The following is a 264-nucleotide window of genomic DNA, read 5'->3' on the forward strand; positions in this document are numbered from 1 at the left end:
TTCAGGCGTAATGGTTTTGCGTGCCTGCTCCCAGATAAGGTCGTCCTGAGGTAGCTCCAGCAGAAAACGACTCGGTTCAGGACGCACCAGTTCGCCATATTGCCGGCGCTCCTTACAGAGCGTAAAGGTCAGCTCTTTCTGCGCACGGGTGATGCCAACGTAGGCTAACCGTCGCTCTTCATCGACGTTATCTTCATCAATGCTGCTTTGGTGCGGCAGCAATCCCTCTTCCATTCCCACCAGATAGACGTAGGGGAACTCCAG

The 264-nt window shown here is 54.5% G+C and carries 1 protein-coding gene; it reads right to left on the reverse strand.

Going from position 1 to position 264, the window contains the following annotated elements:
* A partial coding sequence (locus ACODJP_RS14155; protein ID WP_422482595.1) for a 3'-5' exonuclease occupies positions 1-264 on the reverse strand: 264 nt, incomplete at both ends.

It is taken from the genome of Pleomorphochaeta sp. DL1XJH-081, assembly GCF_049310885.1.
GTDB lineage: Bacteria > Spirochaetota > Spirochaetia > Sphaerochaetales > Sphaerochaetaceae > CAYZJV01.